General features: G+C 63.7%; 4 protein-coding genes. All 4 read right to left on the bottom strand.

Going from position 1 to position 4,506, the window contains the following annotated elements; all coding sequences use genetic code 11:
- Nucleotides 1–179: 179 nt before the first annotated feature.
- Complete coding sequence (locus OCL88_RS20805; protein WP_264963812.1) at nt 180–1,559, bottom strand: DUF1524 domain-containing protein; 1,380 nt, start codon at nt 1,557–1,559, stop codon at nt 180–182.
- Between the two features lie 204 nt (nt 1,560–1,763).
- Nucleotides 1,764–2,522, bottom strand: coding sequence for a MerR family transcriptional regulator (locus OCL88_RS20800; RefSeq protein ID WP_264963811.1), 759 nt, complete (start codon nt 2,520–2,522; stop codon nt 1,764–1,766).
- An 87-nt stretch (nt 2,523–2,609) separates the two neighbouring features.
- On the bottom strand, nt 2,610–3,245 hold the full coding sequence (locus OCL88_RS20795; protein ID WP_264963810.1) for a PadR family transcriptional regulator: 636 nt from the start codon (nt 3,243–3,245) through the stop codon (nt 2,610–2,612).
- 274 nt (nt 3,246–3,519) lie between these two features.
- Nucleotides 3,520–4,341 carry an ammonia-dependent NAD(+) synthetase gene (nadE, locus tag OCL88_RS20790; RefSeq protein ID WP_264963809.1) on the bottom strand — a complete coding sequence of 274 codons (822 nt, stop codon included), beginning with the start codon at nt 4,339–4,341 and terminating at the stop codon, nt 3,520–3,522.
- Between the last annotated feature and the right edge of the window lie 165 nt (nt 4,342–4,506).

The raw sequence follows: 4,506 nt of genomic DNA, 5'->3' as shown, positions 1-4,506 counted from the left end.
ACCTGCCCGCTCAAACCCATAAACCAAGCCTTCCACCCCACCCAAACCCTGTAACTAGCCCCAAGCCCTTATGTGGAAAAACCAGCCGGGAAACTGCGGACAGGGTGCGCGAAAGAGTCCTGCCCCCGGTCAGGAACCCCGAAGGGTTGTGTACCGGAGGCAGGATGCTTCGAGGGGGCTTACTTTTCGCAGGCCACTCCGTCCTTATCTCCGTCCAATCCCGCCCTGTACCCGGGCTGTCCGGCGTACAAGGGTGCAGCACCGGCAGCCCTGGCCGCCGCGCAGTTGGCGTAATACGCGGATGCAGGTGCAGGTGCAGGTGCAGGTGCCGGGGCTGGAGGTACAACAGCAGGAGCGGGCACCGGGGCAGGGGGCGCGACAGCGGGGGCAGGTGCCGGGACGGCAGGCGCAGGCGCAACACCAGCCGGGGGAGCAGGCACTGCCGGAGCCGGCCCAGCAACTGCGGGTGCTTCCGGAGCCGGTGTCTCAACCGGGGCCTTCTCATTCGTGGGCGCCAGCTGTCCCGGGCAATCCGTCAGGAGGCGGACCATGGCGTCATGCTCCGCCTGTGTCACCCAGAGGCTGTAGGTGGCTTTCACGGATATTTGGCGGGCGATGTACTCGCACCGGAATGACTTGTGTGGCGGCAACCAGGTCGCTGCGTCGCCGTCGCCCTTTTGCTGGTTGGTAGGCCCGTCGGTGGCCTGCAGGTTCAGCGGATCATTCGCCAAAGCGGTGCGTTGTTCGAGGCTCAGCTGCTGGGCGCCTTTCTGCCAGGCGTCGCTCAGGGCAACAACGTGGTCGATCTGAACGGCAGCGCTGGTGCTGGCACCGCGAACAAAGCCAATGGTCCTGGCCGTGTACGGATCCGCGAGAGTACCGCTTTGGACTTTGCAGGGGACGCTGTTGGCGTACGCGATCTGTGTGAGGTCGCGCTTGAGGATGTCGTTGCGGGTGTCGCATCCGTTGCGGTCGACGTCGGCCCAAGCCTGCCCGAACTCATCGCGGTCGTAGCCGGTTTTCGGGGCACGGCCCTTGATGGGCAGCGTGGCCAGGACGTCCAGCGCCTTTGAGGCGTACGCCGGCTGTGCATGCGGAGCTTTGTATGACGCTCCGGCGGCGAGAGCCTTGGTGACGTCGGGATCCAAGGGAGCTCCGGCGTCGGACGCGCTGGAAGTTGGCGTCGGCGTGGCTGTTGCCGACGGCGAAGCGGAAGCGTCCACCTGCTTCTGCGCCTCGGCAGCAGCTTTGGAAGCCTCCAGCGTTTCCCTCGGTTGAGCAGGACTCAACGCGCCGCCGGCAACGAAGAAGACCAGGGCGCCGGTCAGGACGATTGCTCCGGCGCGGCGACCGCCGGGCAACAACGCCCAGGAACGCCGGCCTGTGGCTACAACGTAGATTCCGGTTAGCAGGGCCAGCAGGCCAAGCATGATCAACATGCCGCCGAGTCCGGATGCGAAGGCGCTGATTATCAGCAAGAGAACAGCGATGATGCCCATGCAAATTGTTGACGTGGGCAGCCGGAATGAACCCGTCCCGGGCGGGATGTGATTGGACACGAAGAAATCCCCATTTCGATATCGAACCGTGAGTCAGCGGCCGATGATGAGAGCGCTTGTGGCTGAACGCCCTCGGGGATTCTAGTATTCGAATTACAGGTTTGTGATTCCGCCCGGATTATGACGCCGGTCCAAGTGCAGGCGGGCCGTCATGGCCCGCCATACCCGGGGATCGGGGCACTTGCCGTCCCGAACGTGCGTTGCTCAGAGATTCGCCTCCGCGTAGATCCGCAGTGCGTCGCGGACGAACACCGCCCCTGCTTCTCCGCCGTAGTTCGCGGCGAACCGGCGGTCTGCCACATACATCTCGCCGAGGCCGATAACGTAGCCCTTCACATCTCCGCCCGGCGCGGCGGATGGTGTTCCCGGAATGCCGCGAAGCCATTCAACATGCCGCTGCGCGAGGTCCTGCGCTTCCGGGCTCTCCGGCGATATGCCGGCGGAGGCCGCGGCTATCCAGTCGCTCCCCAGCTTCCCGGCCCGGCCCTTCCAGTCCTGCTTTTCCTCGCGACTCATGCCGCGCCACCAAGAGTCGCTCTTGGCGTAAGCATCCTTGCCCCATCGCTCCTCCACCTCGTCTTTGTATTGAGTGTGGTCGAAGCCGTCAAACATGTCCTGTGCCATGTAGTTTCCATCCCCTTTCAAGGTCTTGATGGTTTGCTGAACGGAGGCCATCTGCCGGGCCAGCCGATCCCGCTCTTGGCCGAGCCACTCCAAATGGCTGCTGAGGGCCTTGACGGTGTCTGACTCCCGAGCCAGCACTTCCGCGATGGCGGGAAGGCCAAGCCCGAGCTCCCGGAGCAACAGGATGCGCTGGAGCTGAACCAAGGCCGGACCGTCGTAGTAGCGGTAACCGTTATGTCCGGTCCGGCTTGGTTTGAGCAGCCCGATATCGTCGTAGTGCCGCAGCGTCCTGCTGGTGGTTCCGGCCATCTTGGCGATTTCCTGGATCGACCAGTCCATCCGTCCTCCGTCCTGTGCCTGTTCTTCGACAGTAGGCGTTGACGTTACGTCAAGGTCAACACCTCAAGGTCAAGGGGTGGATCACTGTTAGTCAGCGAGGATCAGGTACAGCGCCCGACGGGTTTCGTCGAGCTTCGCGATGGCTGCCTGCCGCTGTTCATCGGAGACCCCCGAACGGAACTGGTGGATGACTCCAATCAGCTTGCCCACGCTCTGGTGGAAGGCGGCGCCGGTGGCGTCGGCTTCGGTGTTCCAAGCGTTTGCCAATTCCTCTTCGTGCTCGGCGACGTAGGCACGGCCTTCATCGGTGAGCGTGAATTCCGTGCGCTTGCCTTCGCCCACAGCAGCAATGAGGCCTTCGTCCACCAGTTGCTGCAGGGTTGGGTAAACGGATCCAGGGCTTGGCCGCCAGGCGCCGGAGGTCTTCTCCGCGATGGTCTTAATCAGGCCGTAGCCGTTGGATGGAGCTTCGGCCAGCAGCGAGAGGATGGCTGCCCGGACGTCGCCGCGGTTGCGGCGCGGGCCGCCCGGTCCGAAGCCGCGGGGGCCAAAACCGCCCGGGCCGAAACCCGGACCAAACCCTGGACCGAATCCGCCGCCATGACCGCCAGGGCCGCGGCGTCCCCTACCGCGGTTGAAGCGGCCGCGACCGCCTCCGTGCTCGGGGTGCCCATGGCCGTGCTCTGGAAATGCGTTGTTGTCGTGTTCGTTGATGCCTTTCATCGCAGCAACTTCCTTTCGGTTGTTAAGGTCACCGAAGTATTATCGGCGATACTTAACGATATATCGGTATAGACGGAATCGTCAACGGGGCGTGATAGAGCGGTCGGCTGTCGGGGGTGGGATGTGATAGAGCGATCGGCTGTCGGGGGTGGGATGTGAGAGAGGGTTAAAGAACGACGGCGGGTGCCGACTTCCGTACGGAAGCCGGCACCCGCCGTCGTGCTTGAGGCTGCCTGCCTAAGGCAGTGCGGTGACGCTGGTCAGGCGCGGTTGGCTATTTCCACCACGTATCGAAGATGGTGACCGGGATGGTCCGCTTGTGGCGGGTCCGCAAGTACTTCTGCTCGATGAGTTCGGCGACGCCCTCGGGTACGTCCCGGCCTTCGAGGTAGTCATCGATCTGGTCGTAGGTGATGCCCAGTTCGTCCTCGTCGGTCCGGCCCGGCTTGTCATCCAGCAGGTCAGCGGTGGGAACCTTCTGCCACAGGCGCGCGGGTGCGCCGAGCTCGGCAAGCACTGCACGGTTCTGGCGTTTGTTCAGTCCAAACAGCGGCAGGATGTCAGCGCCGCCGTCGCCGTATTTCGTGAAGAACCCCGTGACGGACTCGGCGCCATGGTCGGTGCCGATCACCAGGTAGTTGTGTTCGCCCGCAAGGGCGTACTGCGCGATCATGCGCGCGCGGGCCTTGGTGTTGCCCTTGTGGAAGTCCGAGATCTCCGCGCCGGTGGTCTTCCGGAACTCGTCCTCGAAACCGTCCACGGCGGCGGCGATGTTAAAGGTCCACTCGGTCTTGGCGTTGATGAAGTCCATGGCTGCCTGGGCGTCGTCTTCGTCATGCTGCACGCCGTAGGGGAGCCGCACGGCCACAAAGTTCGCGTCCACGCCCTCTGCCTCGAGTTCTTCCACCGCCAACTGGGCGAGCCTGCCCGCCAGCGTGGAGTCGAGCCCGCCGGAGATGCCCAGGACGAACCCCTTGGTGCCGGTCGCCTTCACATATTCCTTCAGGAACTCAACCCGTTTGCGGACCTCCCCCGCGGGATCGATCCGGGGCTGTACGCCCATTTCCTCAATGATTGTGGCCTGGAGTTCGCGCATGGGTTCAACACTAGTCAGCGGGATCGCAAAGCCTCAACCATCATGAAGCGGCGTGCCCAAGTAAGTCGCAGTTGTGCGCGTTCTGAGCCCGCTAAACGCGCTCTGCTGCTACCTAATACGAAAGTAGGGGCGGGTTAGGCTGCGGTGAGCGGGGTGATGGTGACG

Origin of the sequence: Paenarthrobacter sp. PAE-2, from assembly GCF_026013155.1 — a bacterium.
Classification (GTDB): Bacteria; Actinomycetota; Actinomycetes; order Actinomycetales; family Micrococcaceae; genus Arthrobacter; species Arthrobacter ureafaciens.
This window is presented reverse-complemented; position numbering and strand designations above follow the sequence as displayed.